The 18260-nt window shown below is 60.6% G+C and carries 14 protein-coding genes; 9 read left to right on the forward strand and 5 right to left on the reverse strand.

Going from position 1 to position 18260, the window contains the following annotated elements:
• Positions 1–301 precede the first annotated feature (301 nt).
• Positions 302–964 (forward strand): response regulator, encoded by a 663-nt coding sequence (locus tag ACFOTD_RS28150; protein ID WP_378123280.1) that lies wholly within the window; start codon positions 302–304, stop codon positions 962–964.
• Positions 951–4262, forward strand: coding sequence for an ATP-binding protein (locus ACFOTD_RS28155; protein WP_378123281.1), 3312 nt, complete (start codon positions 951–953; stop codon positions 4260–4262). Before ACFOTD_RS28150 ends, ACFOTD_RS28155 begins: the two co-directional genes overlap by 14 nt.
• 323 nt (positions 4263–4585) lie before the next feature.
• Here the strand turns inward: ACFOTD_RS28155 and ACFOTD_RS28160 are convergent, their stop codons facing one another.
• From ACFOTD_RS28160 to ACFOTD_RS28170, 3 genes are all read right to left on the reverse strand, one after another.
• Positions 4586–5530 (reverse strand): IS1595 family transposase, encoded by a 945-nt coding sequence (locus ACFOTD_RS28160; RefSeq protein ID WP_378123282.1) that lies wholly within the window; start codon positions 5528–5530, stop codon positions 4586–4588.
• Positions 5531–5822: 292 nt separating this feature from the next.
• Positions 5823–6410, reverse strand: a complete 588-nt coding sequence (locus ACFOTD_RS28165; RefSeq protein ID WP_378123283.1) for a hypothetical protein — start codon at positions 6408–6410, stop codon at positions 5823–5825.
• Between the two features lie 140 nt (positions 6411–6550).
• The gene (locus ACFOTD_RS28170; protein ID WP_378123284.1) at positions 6551–6886 is read right to left on the reverse strand and encodes a L,D-transpeptidase; all 336 of its coding nucleotides are present in this window, start codon (positions 6884–6886) and stop codon (positions 6551–6553) included.
• Between the two features lie 123 nt (positions 6887–7009).
• Between ACFOTD_RS28170 and ACFOTD_RS28175 the strand changes: the two genes are divergently transcribed.
• The 7 genes from ACFOTD_RS28175 (at position 7010) to ACFOTD_RS28205 (ending at position 16328) form a co-directional block, all read left to right on the forward strand.
• The gene (locus ACFOTD_RS28175) at positions 7010–8848 is read left to right on the forward strand and encodes a sensor histidine kinase (RefSeq protein ID WP_378123285.1); all 1839 of its coding nucleotides are present in this window, start codon (positions 7010–7012) and stop codon (positions 8846–8848) included.
• Positions 8838–10025: a response regulator gene (locus tag ACFOTD_RS28180; RefSeq protein WP_378123286.1), complete on the forward strand. Its 1188-nt coding sequence runs from the start codon at positions 8838–8840 to the stop codon at positions 10023–10025. Before ACFOTD_RS28175 ends, ACFOTD_RS28180 begins: the two co-directional genes overlap by 11 nt.
• A gap of 130 nt (positions 10026–10155) precedes the next feature.
• Positions 10156–11499: an ABC transporter substrate-binding protein gene (locus ACFOTD_RS28185; RefSeq protein WP_378123287.1), complete on the forward strand. Its 1344-nt coding sequence runs from the start codon at positions 10156–10158 to the stop codon at positions 11497–11499.
• A gap of 79 nt (positions 11500–11578) precedes the next feature.
• Entirely contained in the window at positions 11579–12466 is an 888-nt protein-coding gene (locus ACFOTD_RS28190) for a carbohydrate ABC transporter permease (RefSeq protein WP_378123288.1), read from the forward strand.
• The gene (locus ACFOTD_RS28195; RefSeq protein WP_378123289.1) at positions 12463–13377 is read left to right on the forward strand and encodes a carbohydrate ABC transporter permease; all 915 of its coding nucleotides are present in this window, start codon (positions 12463–12465) and stop codon (positions 13375–13377) included. Before ACFOTD_RS28190 ends, ACFOTD_RS28195 begins: the two co-directional genes overlap by 4 nt.
• Positions 13374–15119, forward strand: coding sequence for a cellulase family glycosylhydrolase (locus tag ACFOTD_RS28200; RefSeq protein WP_378123290.1), 1746 nt, complete (start codon positions 13374–13376; stop codon positions 15117–15119). The genes ACFOTD_RS28195 and ACFOTD_RS28200 overlap by 4 nt, the downstream gene beginning before the upstream one ends.
• A gap of 183 nt (positions 15120–15302) precedes the next feature.
• Positions 15303–16328, forward strand: a complete 1026-nt coding sequence (locus tag ACFOTD_RS28205; protein ID WP_378123291.1) for a DUF7309 domain-containing protein — start codon at positions 15303–15305, stop codon at positions 16326–16328.
• A 54-nt stretch (positions 16329–16382) separates the two neighbouring features.
• On the opposite strand, the gene ACFOTD_RS28210 is transcribed toward ACFOTD_RS28205, so the two are convergent.
• Complete coding sequence (locus ACFOTD_RS28210; RefSeq protein ID WP_378123292.1) at positions 16383–16616, reverse strand: hypothetical protein; 234 nt, start codon at positions 16614–16616, stop codon at positions 16383–16385.
• A gap of 90 nt (positions 16617–16706) precedes the next feature.
• A complete protein-coding gene (locus tag ACFOTD_RS28215) occupies positions 16707–18212 on the reverse strand; it encodes an FAD-dependent oxidoreductase (protein WP_378123293.1) in 1506 nt (501 codons plus the stop codon).
• Positions 18213–18260: the final 48 nt, after the last annotated feature.

Raw genomic sequence — 18260 nt, forward strand, 5'->3', positions numbered from 1 at the left:
TAAAAGGGCGATTTCGAAGGCAATTCCTTCGGAATTGCTCTTTTTTTCGCCTATTTCCATTTATCCCCTAACTGTCCGCGATCTGCACATTTGGTTAGCGCTCTGTCACCATGATTCGTCATGTCCGTCACATGACTTGGGTTGTTAGACCTATGACGCGGCCGCATCGGTCATGCATCAGTCATTGCTTTGCTTGCGGCTATATCCGGCCTGCAGGGCGTCTGCTAGAATCAGGAGGAGAATGGTTGCGTGCAACGGATGCGTAAAATCGGCGCGCAACGAGAGAACGGGGGCACACATCATGGTCCGAATCGTCATCGCGGATGATCAGCGGCTGATGCGGGAGGGCTTGCAGACCATCCTGCAGCTGGAGGACGATATGGATGTCGTCTGCACGGCCGAGAACGGGCGCGAAGCCTACGAGGCGGCAGGCATCTATCGGCCTCATATCGTTCTGATGGATATCAAAATGCCCGTCATGGACGGCATCGAGGCGATGAAGTTGATCAAGCGCGAGTACCCGAAGACGATCGTGCTTATTTTGACGACGTTCGCCGAGGACAAATATATCGTTGCCGCGATGGCGGGCGGCGCGGACGGATTTCTGCTCAAGGACATCGCGGCGGAACGCGTCGTTCTGACGGTGCGGGAGGCGATGGAGGGCGAACTGCTTCTGCCTCCGGTCATTGCCGCAAAGCTGGCGTCCAGACTGACGGCGACCGATACGTACGACTTCGACGAGACGAAGCTGCACAAGATGGGCCTGTTTTTTACCGAGCGCGAGCGCAAGATCATTCTGCTCCTGATCGAAGGTTACTCGAACAAACAGATCGCCGTCACGCTATTCATGAGCGAAGGAACCGTGCGAAACTACGTCAGCGTTATCTACGGCAAGATCGGAACCAACGACCGGCGCGCGGCCGTCGCGATTATGAAGGAGCTGCTGCAGAGTGAATACCGTTAAGGCGCCTCTTCCATTTTTGTGGAGAAGTTTGGTCCTGATCGCCATATGCCTGATGACGGTGCTGCTGCCTGCGAGCCTCAAAGGGCCGCACGGCGAAGCAGGCGGCGAGTATTTAGTCACTTACGGCAGCAAGTGGAACATCTTATGGGGCGAGCGGAAGGGCGCTGGCTCCGACCGCTGGATACCTTTCGATGCCCGGGAAAAAGAAAAGCTGAAAACATATCGGGGCGTGTATTGGCTCGAAAAAGAGATGCCCAAGCTCGAAACGGCCGATCCCAATTTACTGCTGCTGTATGCCAAGTCATTTGAAGTGTATGAGAATGACAAGCTCCTGTTCCGGTACAATATGGACAATCCGGATCCGTATCTTAACCCCTACCTGACCTATCAAGTCGTCAAGCTGACGCCGGGCGACCAGCCTCGGGACCTGGCGTTCAAAATGATATGGGATCGGCATGCGCTGCCGCAAAATTGGAACGTGATCGGAAATCGTTATTTGATCGACCGTCTCACGGTGCAAAACGATTGGGTGCCCGCCGTTTTCTCGATCGTATTCGCCTGCGCTTCCGCCGCGGCGTTTATGGTATTTGTCAGACGAAGGCAGGAGCGTCTTTATTTATGGTTTGCGCTGATTACGGGTTGCGCGGGGATCGGATTTTTCTCCATGCTCGTATCGTTGCGCCTGTTTTTGGACTTGCCGGTAACCCGTCTGCAATATTTTCGCGATCTTTTATTTCCGCTGGCCATGTTCGGATTGATCGGCTTTATGGGCAACATGCTTCAAGGCCGATATCGGAGGTTCTATCGCTGGATGGGAGCGGCGGTACTCGGGTATACGGCTATCGCTGCCGTATCATCGCTGACATCTCCTTATTTGTACAGCAAGCTGGCTTTGGAATGGGCTGTCATTCCATTTGCGGCGGTTTTCGTACTGATGAGCTACACGGTGCTGCGAAGCAGAGCCTCGCTCGTGCTGCGGAGCAACGAGGAATTCAAGTGGCTGCTGCTCGGCTACGGCGTCCTTATACTTGGTGCATGCTTGCACTTGATCAATATTTCGGCGGATACCTTATTCGGAATCGACCTGGAACGCATCATGCCCATGTGGACGTTTCTCCTCATTTTGTATGGTCTGCAGCTTAGCCTGCTGATTTTCGTAGGCTGCCTTGGCATGATTTTGCTGGGTCGCTTTTCGGAAGTATACCGGACCTTGCAGCACAACGCCGCGGAGCTGGAGGCGGCCAACCGGGAACTTGGGACTTTATCGAGATTAAAGGATGATTTTCTAAGCCATACCTCCCACGAGCTGCGTACGCCGCTTCATGGCATCGCAGGCTTGGCTGACGCGTTGTTGGACGGCGCCGCAGGCCCGGTCGGCGGCGAGATGCAGCGCAATCTGCAGCTCGTGCGGGGCAGCGCGGATCGGCTGCTGCACCTGGTCAACGATATCTTGGACATGGACCGGCTCCGTCACGGAGATATCAAATTAAAGCTGGCGGAAGTCGACGCTTTGGGAGCGTGCGAAACGGTTGCGGCGGCACTTGCTCCGCTGGCGAAGCGCAAAGGATTGCAGCTCTCGGTGGCAAGAGCGGATGTCGAGAAGGGCGGCGAGCGGCTGACTGTCCTTGCAGATTCGGCCAGGCTCGAACAGATTTTGTACAATCTGATCGGCAACGCCATTCGATATACCGAATCGGGACAGGTTCTTGTGTCGGCCGCGCGGGAAAAGGAGGGCGTCCGAATCGTCGTATCGGACAGCGGTTCCGGTATTTCGCCGGAGCGATTAGGGATGCTGTTCGAGCCGTTCGGGGCTGCCGCGTCGGACTACGGAGGCGGGATGGGACTCGGCCTTCCGATCACCAATCGCTTGGTCCGGCTGCACGGCGGCGAGCTGAAGCTCGATTCGCAGCTGGGATTAGGAACGACGGCTTCGTTTTTGCTGCCAGCCGCGACTGGACGAGAGGAAGCTACAGACGCCGGCATCGTCGCGACGGGGGAGCGCCAGCTTGCGAGCGCGGGCGTGGAAGCCGTTAGCCTAGCGAATGGAAGGACCGATATGGGCGAAGCCGGCGACGATGGAATGGAGACAGATCCTTTTCTTCCGGTGCTGCCGCTGGATCTTGGGAGCTACGGAGAGCTGCATGCAGGGGAAAGGCGGGCAAGTTCGACGAGCGGCGAAGAGCGACGTCCTTTAATTCTAATTGCGGACGACCAACCGGTTAATCTGGAAGTGCTGAGGCACTATCTGCGCCGGAGCGGGTATCGGCTCGTCGAGACGGCGAACGGCGCGGAAGCGGCCGCCTGGCTGGAACAAAACGGGAAGCCGGATCTGATGCTTCTTGACGTCATGATGCCGGGCAAGACCGGCTACGAAGTGTGCCGCCTCGCGCGCGAGCGTTGGACGGCCAGCGAGCTGCCGATTATTCTGCTGTCCGCGCAGAACCGGTTGGACCGGTTGACGCTCGGCTTCGACTCAGGCGCGAACGACTATTTGACCAAGCCCTTTTCCCAGGGCGAACTGCTCGCGAGAGTGGATATTCAGCTTAAGTTGGCGCAGTTTCATCTGTCCCTTGAGGAGCTCGTGCGCAGAAGGACCGAGGAGCTCGAAGAGGCCAACCGTCATCTGGCAGGATCGGTCAAGGAGACGGCGGAGGCGTTGGCGGAGGTGTCGGTACTCGAGGAACGCAGCCGGATCGCGCACGACATGCACGATCTGGTCGGACATTCGCTGACGGCGGCAATCGTGCAGATCGAAGCGGCCAAGAAGCTCTCGGACCGCGACCTTCCGCGTTCCGTGGAGCGGATGAACGCCGCCGGCGAGATGATCCGCAAAGGCTTGAACGACGTGAGACGAACGGTGCGGATGCTAAAGGACGACGAAGCGGGCTTCGATCTGCAGGAAGCGTTGCGTGAGCTGATCCGGGACAGCACGGGCCAGGCGGACGTGTTGTTCGAGTATCGACCCGACCCGCTGCCGCCGCTGGGGGCGCTCGCACAGAAGGTCGTATACCATGCCTTGATGGAAGGTATTACGAACGGCCTGCGCCATGGGCGGTGCGGCCGCTTCCGCTTCGTGCTCGCTGAGGATGGCGGCTTGGTGCGGTTCGAGCTCGTCAGCGACGGCGAGCCTTACGGAGCCTCCAAGCCAGGCTTCGGGCTCAGCGCCATGATGGAGCGCGTCCACCTGCTGGGCGGCACCGTGACGATCGGCGAGGCCGAGCCGGGCGTTGGCTGCAGGCTGGTCATCATGCTGCCGCTGGAAGAGACCGGCGTGAGGAGACCGGATCTGCCCGCGTAAGCAAAAGAAGCTGCGATGAGCGACGGACTTTATTCTAGCAAAACAGCGAGGCGGACTTACGCAGGAATTCAATTGCGTGGGTTCGCCTCGCTGTTTTGCAATTCATATCCAGAAAATGGGGGTCGAATCAGAAGCAACAACTCTTCGTGCCGTTTTAACAATATCCCCTTCGCTCAGGCAAGTGCATACGCGGGAACAGCGAAACGTCGGCGTAAACAAAAAAGCTTCTATCCCGTTCGATCAGGGATAATTCGTGCGGTCATAGAGCGGTCAACTAAGCGAACGCGGATTCCTTGTTATCGGATGCGTACGAACTATTGATACTATACCGCATGCCGCTGGCTGCGTGCGGAACGCCTGAATGCCCAAGGGATCGGACGAATGCCGGAGCGGGCGCCTACCAGTCGGCGATATGTAATGGTCTCTGTTGTAGCGCAGCAGGCGATCAACTCGGCAAGCATGTCGTTGCGGCATAGGATGTAACGGAAGCAGAATTCGTTCAGATAGGCCTGCAGATGCTTCGGGCCAATCCCGCCGAACGTCCAGGTCAGCCAACGCACGGCTTCCCGCCAGGCGACATGCAGCGCGGTTTGCCCCCGGTGGCCGCGCTCCAACCGTTCTATGCGATCGTCCGCAACTCCGTTGGCGACGTGTGTTTGCGTAAAACGTTCCGCTGCTTCCTCGCCGTCCGCGTCAGGCCTGGTCGTATCGTCGACTTCCGGACCTTCGACCGCTTTCATTTTGAGATAAACGATATCTCCCGCGCCGTTGAGAGAGGCACCGACGACGATAGGCTGGGGCTTTAGCGCTCCCTGCGCAATGAGACTGCCAATATAGCGGTGGTACTCATAGCCATAATACTCGCCCAGCAGCTGCAGATCTCCATCGAGCGGCTGCTCGAGATCCCATGCGCCGATGGCGTGGCGGAGCTTGTGGTTCATGAGCCAAGCTGTCTTATATGTAACTCCGATCAACTCCGCGAGCAGCCGGGCGCTGATGCCAAGTTGCATCAAAAACATCGCCTGAAACCACTTCGTCAGCGGCGTACGCGAGCCTTCGAGCACAGTGCCGGCCGTAAGCGAGGTCTGATGCGCGCAGGAGCGGCACTCCAAAAGGGGGCGCTGGCGGGACGATATCTCGTAATATTGCGAATGCCCGCAGCGGGGACAGAGGAAGCCATGCGGCCACTTGGCGGCAAACAGGGCCTGCTCGCAATCTTCTTGGCCGAAGCGGGGCATGGCGTCCTGAATCAAGTAGCGGCTGGGCATAACGATCCCCCCATAGAGAACATTTGTTCTTATTTTAACGGATTGGGATGGGAAAGTACAGCTTTTTTCGAGTGAAAGTTGGGTAAATGGCGGAGGCGCGGGAAGGCGAGGGAGTAGGTGTCTCGATCCACAAGTTCCTGATTGAAGGGGATATTGTTAAAACTGGAGAAGATACATTGTGTATAGGAACAATGCTGTATAATTATGGGAAAAGCAGAGGCGTGCCGATGGATTTCGGAAAATAAAGAGGCGGGCGATTCCACGTGGAACCTTCCCGCCTATCCTGTCTTTTTCATTGCGCCGGCGTAGGCGAGGGCACATGATCTGCCACTACGGCGTCCGCCTCAGTTGGCTCCGATTGTCCGCTTGCTCCCGGCGTATCGCCCGATGGCGCGCCTCCGGCCACGCTTGCCGCGGTGCCGTGGAGAATGACCGGCCGGCTGAGCTCGGCTCGAATCTCCTCCAGCTGGCCCAGCTCCCGGCGGAGCCGCTGCAGCTCGGATTCGCGCTGCCGGATCTGCATCACGACAGCCTTGATTCGTTCCTCCAGCTCGCGTATATCCTCGGACTCGACGATCGCGGCCTCGAGATCGCAGCCGAACTGATCGGCCGCCCACAGATCCGCAGCGATGCGCCCTTCCACCAAATAGTGTTCCTTGTACAGCTCGAATATCGCGTTAATGGCCCGGCGGCTGTCCCATCCGAGAATCCGCACGCCGCTCTTGGCATGCTCGGCCGCCATCGCCAAGTGAAATTCCTTGAGCGGTCCCCGCGCGGCCTCCGCTTTGTCGAGAAGGGCCGCAAAAGCGGGATAAATTAATCTGAACAGTTCGGCCGCTTCCTGAAGATCGAGTTCTTCCGTGCCGGCAGCTTCCGTCATGTCATCCCAACCTTTATACTCGAATTCTTCCTATCCTACCAAAGAACGAGCCCGGATACGAGTTTCTCAGGAAAAGTTAATCTGAAAAGGGCTGCCGGCCCCGTAAACGCCACCAAATCCCGACGATCGACTTGGAAAAGTTACGGACGGATCGTTACCCGCGTGCCGATCGGTACGATCTGCGAGAGCGCGAGGACGTCTTCATTGTACATGCGGATGCAGCCGTGAGATACGTAGTGGCCGATCGAAGCGGGATCGTTCGTGCCGTGAATGCCGTAATGCGGCTTGGACAGCCCCATCCAGAACGCGCCGAACGGTCCGCCGGGTTGCGCTTGTTTGTTGACGATGCGGTACTCGCCCGTCGGCGTCTGCGTCACCATCCGGCCGATGCCGACCGGGTAGCCGTTTACTACTGTATCGTCCTGCAGCAAGTAGAGCATACGGTCCGACAGATCGACGATAATCCGGTATGCCATGCGAATCCCTCCCGTTCTAACGCCAGCTTATGCGAAAAAAGGTACCGTGTTCGCATCTTGCGCGTCAGGCGCGCTTTCGATAAGCTTGGCATCAAGGACGGACGACGGAGAGGGGGACGCTGCATGCTGAAACGCACGAGCCTGCGCATGCGGCTGACCATATTGATGATTTGCCTGACGGCGTTGCCGGTCGTTACGGTCACCTGGCTGGCGGCGAACAATACGAGAAGCTCGGTCGAAAAGGAAATCGTCGGCGCCGACACTTCGCGCATGCTGTGGGCGGATCAGTACATGAACGAGCTGATCGAGCAGATCGATATTCTCTTTTATACGCTGCAAATCGACCAGGAGCTGATGCGGGGGCTCGGCGACATCGATAACCCCGACCCGGTCGTCCAGTATAAGACGCAAGAGCTGCTGCGGGACAAGCTGACCTCGGCGTTTCACGCCAATTCGCGCAAGGTAGACGATTTGACGTTGTACATGCAGGCTTATCGGAAAGCGTTTACAGTTAACTATACAACCAGCGGGCTGATTCGAACTTTCGACATAACCGCCAATGCGCCTTGGACGCGAATCTCGCAGGGGCCGGTCAATATGTACTTCAAGCAAACGCCGGACGGCACGTACGCGTACCACGGCATTAACCGGTTCGAGGACCGCGCCCTGATCGGTGGCATATCCGTCCGCATCGACCGGGAGGTGTGGCAGGAGGTCGGCAGGATCCTGCGTTCGGAACCCGACAGCCTGGTTTACGTGCTGAACGACGAAGGCGAGCTGCTGTCGGGCTCCTCCGAGCCGCCGGACGACGCCCGTCTGGCGGAGGTGCTACGAGGTCCGGCGCCTGCGTTCGCGGCCATGGAGTTTCAACGGACGGATCGCTATTTCGTTTTTCAGAAAAGAATCGGGGACGGGCAGCTGGCGGTAATCAAGGCGGTCCCGATCTCGTCGGTCAGCCGCAGCGCGCGGCCGACGATCGAGGCGGGCATCTGGACGGGCGCGCTGTTCGCCGCGGCGTCCGCGCTGCTGTCGGTCCTCGTCTCGCTCGGCATCAGCCGCCCGATCGTCCGGCTGGCTCGCCTGATGCGGACGACGCCTGTTCAAGGCTTCGAGTCGATGTCCGTGCGCAGCCGCGACGAGATCGGTCTGCTCGAGCGCGGCTACAACTCGATGATGCAGCGGATCAGGCAGCTGATCGAGGACGAGTACGAGCGGGAGATCGAGGTGAAAGACGCGCAGCTGCTGGCGCTTCAGGCGCAGATCAACCCGCATTTCCTGAACAATACGCTTCACATGATCGGCGGCATGGCGCTCAAGAAGAAGGCGCCCGAGATCTATGAGGTGACGCGGGTCATCGGGGATCTGCTGCGCTACGCGATCGGGTCCGAGGACCGGACGGTGCCGATTGCCGACGAGCTGACCCATACCCGTAACTATTTGTTCATTCAGGAACGGAGGTTCGCGGGCCGCTGCACGATCTCGCTGCAGACGGACCAGAATGCGCTCGAGGGGCGCCTGCCGAAGTTCACGCTGCAGCCGATCGTCGAGAACGTCTTCGAGCACGGACTTCAGCGCAAGCCCGGCAGTTGGCGGCTTGCGATCCGCGTCCGGCGCATCGGCGGACGGATCGTTATACTCGTGCAGGACGAGGGAGCAGGCATGCAGGCGGACGAGCTGCTCCGCATCAGGGCGGAGCTGCGCGCCGGAGGCGCCAGGCGCCTGGGCGAAGGCGCTGGCGGAAGCGGAGGCACCGGCGGAGGCGTAGGAACGGCGTCGGACGCAGCGTCGGCAGCCGAGCCGAAGCGGGGGCGCGGCATCGGGCTTCGTAACGTCGATGCCAGGCTCAAGCTGCAGTTCGGCACGCAATACGGAATCCGCGTCTGGAGCGGCGCGGGACAGGGAACGCTGGTAGCGATCGTAGCGCCGGCGTCTATCGAGGGAGGGTACGGGAATGGCGTATAACGTTCTGATCGTCGACGACGAGCCGTGGTCTCGCGAGATCGTTAAGGACCTCGCGGATTGGGAAGGGCTTGGACTCGCGGTCGCCGGCGAAGCCGAGGACGGGGAGGAAGGGCTGCGCCGCATCGGGGAACTCGCGCCGGATATCGTCGTGACCGACATGCGGATGCCGGGCCTGTCCGGGACGGAGCTGCTCAACGAGCTTGGGGCGCGCTTCCCGGCGACCAAGATCGTTGTCATGAGCGGTTACGACGACTTCGCTTATCTGAAGCAGGCGATTCGTTCCAAGGCGGTGGATTACTTGCTGAAGCCGCTCGATCCGGCCGAGTTGAACGCCGCGCTGGCGTCTTGCGTTCGGGAGCTGGAAGCGGCGTCCGCACCAAGCGCGGGCGCCGGCGCCGCGTCGGACGCTGCATCAAACGCCGCATCGAAAACCGCATTAAACGCCGTATCAGACAAGCCTGCGCAGGGTAGCGGCGCGTCTGCAGGCGATTGGCGGCTCCCGGCTGCGTTCGCCGATTCGGCCGTGCTGGAGCGCTACGCCCTGGAGAAGCGCCGTATCTATGCCAGCCTGCAGGAGCTGGACCGGGCGGGCATCGCGGAGGCTTATGCCGCGCTCGGCAGATACTTGACGCGGGCGCTGACCGCCGAAGAGCTGCAGGGGCTGCCTGCCCGGCTGGCGCAGGACGCGCTGGCGATGCTCGAGACGTTCGCGTCCGAGCAAGGAATCGACATCGTCCCGATCTGGAGCGGGATCGAGGGACGGCTCGGTCCCGGCTCCTCGCCCGATGAGGCGGCGATGGCGCTGGCGGAGCGGCTCGGAGAAGCCGCCGATGCGGCGGCGAAGGCAATTCGCGGCCGGACCCGGCTCGACCTGGACGAGATTCGCGCCCATATCGACGCGCATTTTGCCGAGGAGCTGACGCTGGAGTCGCTGTCGCATCGCTTTTTCGTCAGTAAAGAGCACCTCAGCCGTGCCTTCAAGGCGCATGTAGGTACGGGCGTCACCGACTACGTTACCATGCGGCGCATGGTGTATGCGGAGGCGCTGCTGCGCGAAGGCAAGGTCTCGATCAAGCAGGCGGCCAAGCTCGCGGGCTACGTGGACCTAGCTTATTTTTACAGAGTGTTCAAGAGACGCTTCGGCATCTCCCCCGGCGAGCTGAGGGGCGGAGAATAGAGGGAAAGGCGCCTGTCGTCAGCCTCATATCAATATCGTCCAATTCGCTAAGCTAATTTTCTCGAATGTTTCCGCTTTCACTTCTCTCTATACTGAGCTTGCAGTCATTCGATAGAGGGGGTAACACCAGATGAAAAAAGCGCTCTACGCCGCGTCCTCGATGACGCTCGCGGCTGCCATGCTTGCCGGCTGCGGCGGCAACGGCAACGACAATGCTTCGCCGCCCGCCGTGCCGTCCGGCTCGGCATCCGCATCCGCATCGGAAGCCCAGCCTTCGCCGTCCGCATCCGCGCAGGAGCCGGCACGCAAGGTCGAGCTCAAGGTTTTCATGAGCCTGCCGCGCTTCAAGGACCAGTTCGACAAGTACTTCGAGCAATTTAAAGCCAAGGAGCTTGCGGACAAAAACGTCGACGTCACGATCAAGCTCGAGATGCCGAATTCCGACCAGGCGGGGCAGATTCTCAAGACCCGCCTTTCCTCCAACGACGCGCCAGACCTGTTCACGCTGCATGCGATTGCCGATATCCCTACTTTTTACAAAGCAGGCTACCTGAGCGACCTGTCCGACCAGCCGTTCGTGCCAAAGGTGTACGAGAGCGTGCGCAAGACGGTGACGTACGACGGCAAGGTGGTCGCGCTGCCGCTCGAAAGCCTGTCTTGGGGCTATTTATACAATAAGAAAATGTTCGCCGAGCTCGGCATTACGCCGCCGCAAACGCTCGACGAAATGAAGGCCGCCGTGGAAAAGTTCAAGACGACAAAAGCGGCGCCGTTCGAGCTGAGCTTCCAGGAGTCGTGGATTCCGCAGCTCATGATGGCATTGTCGCTTGGCGGCGTCGTGACCTCGTCGCATCCGGACTGGATCGAGAAGATGAACAAAGGCGAGGCGTCCTATGCGGACGTGCAGGACGTCTTCAACATCATCGATCTGATCATGGCGAACGGGACGGCCAAGCCGTTCGAGGTCGGCAGCGCAGCCGGCTCGACGGACTTCGCGAACGGCAAGGCCGCGATGTGGGTCATGGGACCGTGGCAGGCCGAGACGATCCTGAAGGCGAATCCCGACATGGAGTTCGGCGTCGCGCCGCTGCCGGTGAGCAACGATCCGGCCGGCACGATGATCAACCTCGCCACCTCCACTTCACTAGCCGTGTCGCCGACGAGCAAGAATAAGGACGTCGCGCTCGACTTGCTCAACTACATGCTGGACGACAACGCATCCTCCGCCCTGTTCGAGGAGCTTAAGTTTAACCCTGTCGCGGAAATGCACAAGTACGATACGTTCCCGTGGATCACCGAGGCGAGCTCGTACGTCGCACAGGGCAAAGCTTACCTCGATCTGTCACTGCCCAACGGCGTGACCGACGAGACGGCGAAGCTGCTGCAGAGCTACTATGCCAAGAGCGTGACCAAGGAGCAGATCATCAAGACGCTGGACCGCACGTGGGCGAACGCCGTCAAGAACAGCAAGTGATCCCTTCCGGCTCCGTCCCGCGGCTTCTTCCGCGGCGCGGGGCCGGATCGGCTTCGCAGGCGAAGGAGGGATCTACGACATGATCGACAGGCTCAGACTCAAACGGCACGGCATCTTGCTCGCGTTCGTGCTCCCGGCGCTGCTGTTCTACGCGACGTTTCTGCTCGCGCCGGCGTTCGGCGGCATCTGGTACAGCCTGACCGACTGGAACGGCCTGAACCCGCGCTATGCGTTCGTCGGGCTGGACAATTACGCCGAGGCGCTGACGGAGGACCCGTCGTTCGGGCATGCCGTCTTTTTTACGCTCAAATACGTGCTCTTCATGGTCGTGCTGCAAAACGCGCTGGCCATTCTGGTCGCCGTGCTGATCGAATCGCGCGCCAAGACCAAAGCTTTTTTCCGGACGATCTTCTTCATGCCCAACATGCTCAGCATGATCATCGGCGGCTTCATGTGGATGTTTGTCTTCACGCGCGTGCTGCCCGACCTGGCGGTGCGAACCGGCTTGAGCTTCCTCGACCGCTCCTGGATCGGCGACCCGTCCTTTTCTTTTTACGCGATTCTGATCGTCTCGCTGTGGGGCGGCGTCGGCTATCTGATGGTCATCTACATCGCCGCGCTCCAGGGCGTTCCCTCTTCGCTGAAGGAGGCCGCAGCCATCGATGGCGCCGGCGCCTGGCACACATTCCGCTATATTACGCTGCCGATGATTTACCCGGCGCTCACGATCGGCATTTTTCTCACGCTGAATTCGTCGTTCAAGGTGTTCGACGCCGTCTTCGCGCTGACGGGCGGCGGCCCGGGGCGGGAGACGCAGGTCATCGCGCTTAATATCTTCGAGGAAGCGTTCGGCTTCAGCAACCGGTACGGCTACGCAAGCGCGAAGGCGATGATCCTGTTCCTGATCGTGCTCGTCATCACGGTCGTCCAGCTGCAGCTGATGAAGCGGCGGGAGGTGGAAGCATGAGCGCGCATCGTTATGAAACAAAGGAGGCGGGGCGCGGGGTTTCTCGCGGTACCGGCACGGCGGAGACAGGTGGACGCTTCCGCAGCCGCAGCCCGCTGCCCGGACTGCTTGCGCTGCTTACGCTGATCGTCGGCGCGGCGTTCACGCTGCTGCCCGTTTACATGGGCGCATTGAACTCAGTAAAGACGGAGGGCGAGATGCTGAACGGCATTCTCTCCTGGCCGCGACACTTCGTTTGGAGCAACTATGCGGACGCCTACCGGAAAATCGACTTTTTGCGCAGCTTGGGCAATACGGCGGCCGTGACTGTGGTCGGGCTCGCGGGCATCGTGCTGTTCGCCGCGATGGCGGGCTACAAGCTGTCTCGCACGCCGGGCAAGCTGAGCGGCTTTTTGTTCAGCCTGTTCGTGCTGTCGATGCTGATTCCGTTCCATTCCATCATGATCACGCTCGTTCGCATCGCCAAAAATATGACGGTTCAAGGCTCGACCGTCGGCCTCGGGCTCATCTATATCGGCCTGGGCGTATCGATGGCGATCTTTCTCTACCACGGCTTCGTCAAGTCGATTCCGCGCGATCTCGACGAGGCGGCGGTCATCGACGGCTGCGGCGAGTTCCGGCTGTTTTTCTCCGTGATTCTGCCGCTGCTGCTGCCCGTCACCGCGACCGTCGCGATCCTGAACGCGCTATGGATGTGGAACGACTTTTTACTGCCGCTGCTCATGCTCACCGACGCATCGAGCTATACGCTGCTGCTGTCGACGAACATGCTGTTCGGCCAGTACGGCAACAACGACTGGTCGGCGATTCTCGCCTCGCTCGTGCTGGCGCTGCTGCCGGTCGTCGTATTGTATTTGCTGCTTCAAAAATACATTCTGAACGGAATTGCGGACGGAGCGATCAAAGGATGAGGGGAAACGAAACGGTAAACGCCGAGCGCGGCAAAAACGGCGATGTCTACGGCTACGTGCGCGCGGACGGCAAAGTATTGCGCAACGGCCGCGGCGAGGAGATCCTCCTGCGCGGCGTCGGATTCGGCAGTTGGCTGCTGCCGGAGGGCTATATGTGGCGCTTCCCGGAGGGGGGCGACCGCCCGCGCCGGATCGAGCGTATGATTCGCGAGCTGGTCGGCGAGGAAAAGGCGGCGCAATTCTGGGCGCTGTACTGCGATCGTTATGTCGCCGAAGCCGATATCGCGCGGATCGCGGCGGAGGGCTTCAACTCCGTGCGCGTGCCGATTCTGGCGCGCACGCTGCTGGAGGAAGGCGAGCCGGTACGGTTCGAGCCGGACATGATCGCGCGCATCGACCGTGTCATCCGCTGGTGCGAGCAGTACGGTCTCTATGTCATTTTGGACCTGCACGGCGCGCCGGGCGGACAGACGGGCACGAATATCGACGACTCGGAGCGCGATCTGCCGGAGCTGTTCCTGGACGCGGCGAACCGCGTGCGCACGGTAGAGCTGTGGCGCATGCTGGCGGAGCGGTATCGCGACGAATGGATCATCGCCGGCTACGATCTCTTGAACGAGCCGCTGCCGGATTGGTTTGCCGCGCATAACGGCAGCGTGATGCCATTCTATGAAGAAGTCATCGCCGCCATCCGCGAGGTGGACGGCCGGCATATGATCATCCTCGAGGGCGTCCACTGGGCGACCGACTGGTCGATTTTCGACGCGCTGCCCGACGACAACGTGCTGCTGCAGTTCCACAAGTACTGGAACGTGCCGGACACCGCCAGCATTCAGGTCTATCTCGACCATCGCGAGCGGCTGAACGCGCCGCTGTTCATGGGCGAGGGAGGCGAGAATAACAAGGACTGGTACGCGGGGGCCTTCCGTCTTTTCGAGGATCACGATATCTCTTGGAACTTCTGGACGTGGAAAAAGATGGACACCGACAACTCGCCCTGCTCGATTCGCCGCCCCGAGGGCTGGGAGCTGCTCGTGCGATATCTGGAGGGCGGAGATAAGCCGGCGCCTGTCGAAGCGGAGCGCATTTTGTGGGCGTATCTCGACAATCTGCCGCTCGCGCGCTGCGACTACGAGCCTGCCGTCGTGCAGTCGCTGTTCGTACGCGCGCCCGTGCGCATTCCCGCCGTTTTCTACGGGTACGAGGGGGAGGGCAAGAGCTTTGGCTTGGCGCGCCGCCTGAGCGAAGGGGATACGGCATCGCAGCCCGCCTTCGGCTCCGGCGGGCGGGCCGAAGGCTTCCGTGCGGGCGACGGCACGGACATCCGCTTCGTCGTCCCCGGACGGACGACGCCGAACTTCCAGCATGGCGGCGGCGAGGAATGGCAGGCGGACGAATGGATGTACGTGGCCTTACAGCCTGGCGATTGGCTGGCTTACGGATGCGAGGCTGATACGGCACGAGAGGCTGCAACGGCACTTGAGGCGGCCGGGGGATCGGTTGACGGCAGTCCGACAGGCAAAAGCGCGGTTCGTCTGCACGTACAGAGCGAAGGCGGAGGCAAGCTTTTCCTTTCCTTTGGGCGGGACGCGCCTGCGACGGCGGTCGAATGGACGGATGGCGGCTGGCAGACGGTTACGGCGGAGCTGGAGCGCGTCGGGCTTCCGGGTGCCGCCAGGCATATCGTGATCAAGGCGGCTGATCGCCCGGTCGGCGTCGCGTGGCTTGAATTACTGGCTTAATCGGCAGGCTGTCGTTTCTCTTCGGAGAGACGGCGGCCTTTTTGATGCGAATATCGACTGTTGAAGCGACTTCCGACTCGGCGGATTGAGTGACGGGCTAAGATTCATTACAATAGAAGCAGAAAAATAAAGCAGAAGAGCGTTCGCTGTCCGAGAAGCGAGACGAAACAGGGAGGCATGAAGATGAGCACAGCTCCGACGGCGCAGCAATGGAAGGAATTGTACGAGGCTGCGGAACGGTATAAAAAGGCGGCCATCTGGAGGTGGCTGTCCAACAGTCATCTGTTCGGCGTCCGGGATCCGGCGTCGGGAGAGATCGGCTATTGTTGCGTTTTCGGCAACGGCGGTGAGATGTTTGGCCTTGCGGCATATATGGGCAGCGAGGGGCTGAGGATGATCGTGGATATGCTCGCGGGCGAGCTGGACGAGGATCCGATGTACAGCCAGCACTGCCTGTTGTTCTCGCTGGACGACAGATCGGAGCTCGAGCCGTCGGAGTACAAGCGCATCAAGCAGCTGGGACTTAGCTATCGCGGCAAAAATAGCTGGCCGACGTTCCGGCTGCACGAGCCGGGATTCATGCCCTGGCCGGAGCTTACGGCGGCGCAGGTTGATTATCTGGCGCTGGCGCTGGAGCAGGCGGTGCTGGTCGGACAGGCATTCCAGCGCAATCCCGACGAGCTGATCGAAGGAGACAAGGACGTTTATCTAGTACGGGAGATTCGTCCTTCGTCAGGAAACGGACTTGAGTGGCACGACGCATGGCTGGCGCCAGAGGCGCCCGAAACGGATGAGGGGCTGTCTGCGAGCGCAGTGCCGCTGGATGAGCTCCGGATCGTCAAAGCGCTCAAGGGCGTCAAAGCCGGCGCGGGCGTCTGGGAAGCCGACAGCTTCTACGTAGCGATGCCCATCCAGGAGGAAGAACGGCCTTATTACCCGAAGATGACCCTGATCGTGGATCAGGCGACGGGACAAATCCTGAAGTTCGCGCTAAGCAAAGGCGCAGAGGCGGCGACCGTTGCCGCGGAAAGTCTGTTGAAGCTGGTCGAGCAGCATCGGGTGCTCCCGAAAGAAGTGTGGGTAGGCAGCGAAGCTGCGGGAGACGCGCTGCTGCCGCTCGCCGAAGCGCTGAAGCTGGAGCTGCTGTGGTCTCCCGAGCTGCCCGCGTTGTCCGAAGCGCGCGCGGCGATGGAGCAGCGATTCGGATAGTCCGGCCTCATCAAACGAAGGCCGTCCCCCCACTTCGGGAGACGGCCTGTTTTGCTATTCTCTAAGCTTCCGTTCGCTCGACGAGTCGTCCTTGCTGTCGGACTTGTTCGCTTCGTCCCGGTTCTCGATGCCGAGGTCCTCGACAGGGATCGCGTCGACGTTGCGTTCGCTCAGAAAACGGTCGAAGAGGCTTTTCTCGTCCGTCGGATACTGCTCGGGATGATCGCGATCGCCCTGCGGGCCGGCGCCCGGCTTGTCCAGATCCGGCGGCCGTTCGAATTCGTTCATGCGAATCTCCTCCTTTGCGTATGCCGACTTTTCCCCTTCGGGCGGGCGATTGAAACAAACGGACCCTGCCAGATAGGCAGACGTTTGGCGCTACAGCCGCTCCAGCGGCTTCTTGGCCGGGCCGTGCATCACCTCGCCGGCGAAGGTGAAGCGCGAGCCGTGGCACGGGCAATCCCAGGTTCGGTCGCCCGCGTTCCACTCCGTTTCGCAGCCCATATGCGTACAGGTCGTGTCGACGACGTGCAGCTTGCCCTCGTGATCGCGATACGCGCCGCAGCGGCGGCCGCGGATGCGGACTGCGGCGCCTTCGTCGAGCCCCAACTCCTCGGGATCCTTTTTCAGCCACTCCAGCTTGCCCTTGACGAAGTGATAAGCGACATCGGCCGTCTCCTTTGCGAGCGTCCCCATGTCCGGATCCGCCTGAAAGCGCGACGGCCCGAACAGCTCCGCATACGGATTGTCGCGGCCGAGCAGCAAGTCCGCGAGAAGGCGGCCTGCGACCGCGCTCGTCGTCATCCCCCATTTGCGGTACCCGGTCGCGACGAGCAGGTTTGGAGTGCCTTCCCGGGCGAACCCGATGTAGGGCAGCTTGTCCGTCGTCACCAGATCGTGCGTCGACCAGCGGTAACGGATTTCTTCTACGCCGAAGGTATCCTCCGCGAACCGCTTCAGCGCTTCGTAGTGTTCGATCGTGCATTCGCCCTGCCCGGTTTTGTGCGATTCGCCGCCGATCAGCAGCAGCTTCTCGCCGCCGTAGGTAACCTCGCGGATCGAGCGTTTCGGCTCGTTCGCCGTGATGTACATCCCGCCCGGAAAGTCGTACGGGGACTTGATCGCGATGACGTAGGAGCTCTCGGCGTGCAGCCGCGCGAAGTAAAAGCCGTTGTCGAAAAACGGGAAATGCGAGCAGGCCGCGACCGAATCGCAGGTCACCGTATACCCGTCCTTCGTCGTGACGGTGGCCCGTTGTCCGTCGTGAAATTTGTCCATCGTCGTCTCTTCGAAAATCTCTCCGCCCAGACGCACGATCTCGCCTGCCAGAAAAGCGGCGTACGGCGTCGGATGAAACCGCGCCTGCCTTTTCATGGACAGCGCCGCGGTCGCGCCGAACGGCAGCGTCAGCGTATCGTAGCGTTCGCCGGGAATGCCGAGCTTCTGATAGGCCGCGTATTCCTTTTCGATCTTGCGCAGCCCGTCCTCGCGCGTCGCGTAGACGACGGCGTCCTCGTCGACGAAGTCGCACGCGACGCCGCGCTCGGCGACCAGGCTGCGCATGAATGCGAGCGCGCCTGCATTGGCTTCGTAATATAATCTTGCCTTGTCCTCGCCGAAGTGGGCGATTAATTCATCGTATATAATGTCGTGCTGAGCCGTAATCTTGGCGGTCGTGTAGCCGGTCGTGCCGGCGAGCAGTCTGTCTGCCGTCAGCAGCGCGACGCGGCGGCCTTCCTTGGCGAGCAGGTAAGCGGTCGTGAGGCCGGTGATGCCGCCGCCCACGACGGCGAGCTCAGTCTCGAGATCGCGCGTCAGCTTCGGAAAGGCGGGGAGCTCCGCCGTCCGGCGCCAATAGGATTCGGGGTATTCGGGCAGCTGCATGGCGATTTCCTCCTCGGATGGACGTTTTATCCTCATCATTCCCTTTTT

It is taken from the genome of Cohnella sp. GCM10012308 (assembly GCF_042649185.1).
Lineage (GTDB): Bacteria > Bacillota > Bacilli > Paenibacillales > Paenibacillaceae > Cohnella.